Raw genomic sequence first — 1,236 nt, forward strand, 5'->3', positions numbered from 1 at the left:
TTTAAAGAGTGCGTAATAGCTCACTAGTCGAGTGACTCTGCGCCGAAAATGTACCGGGGCTAAATACACCACCGAAGCTGCGAATTGATACCAATGGTATCAGTGGTAGGGGAGCGTTCTAAGTGCAGTGAAGTCAGACCGGAAGGACTGGTGGAGCGCTTAGAAGTGAGAATGCCGGTATGAGTAGCGAAAGACGGGTGAGAATCCCGTCCACCGAATGCCTAAGGTTTCCTGAGGAAGGCTCGTCCGCTCAGGGTTAGTCAGGACCTAAGCCGAGGCCGACAGGCGTAGGCGATGGACAACAGGTTGATATTCCTGTACCACCTCTTTATCGTTTGAGCAATGGAGGGACGCAGAAGGATAGAAGAAGCGTGCGATTGGTTGTGCACGTCCAAGCAGTTAGGCTGATAAGTAGGCAAATCCGCTTATCGTGAAGGCTGAGCTGTGATGGGGAAGCTCCTTATGGAGCGAAGTCTTTGATTCCCCGCTGCCAAGAAAAGCTTCTAGCGAGATAAAAGGTGCCTGTACCGCAAACCGACACAGGTAGGCGAGGAGAGAATCCTAAGGTGTGCGAGAGAACTCTGGTTAAGGAACTCGGCAAAATGACCCCGTAACTTCGGGAGAAGGGGTGCTTTCTTAACGGAAAGCCGCAGTGAATAGGCCCAAGCGACTGTTTAGCAAAAACACAGGTCTCTGCGAAGCCGTAAGGCGAAGTATAGGGGCTGACACCTGCCCGGTGCTGGAAGGTTAAGGAGAGGGGTTAGCGTAAGCGAAGCTCTGAACTGAAGCCCCAGTAAACGGCGGCCGTAACTATAACGGTCCTAAGGTAGCGAAATTCCTTGTCGGGTAAGTTCCGACCCGCACGAAAGGTGTAACGATTTGGGCACTGTCTCAACCAGAGACTCGGTGAAATTATAGTACCTGTGAAGATGCAGGTTACCCGCGACAGGACGGAAAGACCCCGTGGAGCTTTACTGTAGCCTGATATTGAATTTTGGTACAGTTTGTACAGGATAGGCGGGAGCCATTGAAACCGGAGCGCTAGCTTCGGTGGAGGCGCTGGTGGGATACCGCCCTGACTGTATTGAAATTCTAACCTACGGGTCTTATCGACCCGGGAGACAGTGTCAGGTGGGCAGTTTGACTGGGGCGGTCGCCTCCTAAAGTGTAACGGAGGCGCCCAAAGGTTCCCTCAGAATGGTTGGAAATCATTCGTAGAGTGCAAAGGCATAAGGG

At 52.3% G+C, this 1,236-nt stretch carries 1 rRNA gene; it reads left to right on the plus strand.

The features are described 5' to 3' along the window. A 23S ribosomal RNA gene (locus JDS80_RS30630) occupies positions 1-1,236 on the plus strand; the annotation flags it as partial.

Origin of the sequence: Bacillus cereus group sp. N8, from assembly GCF_016483685.1 — a bacterium.
In the GTDB taxonomy this organism is placed as follows: Bacteria; Bacillota; Bacilli; order Bacillales; family Bacillaceae_G; genus Bacillus_A; species Bacillus_A proteolyticus.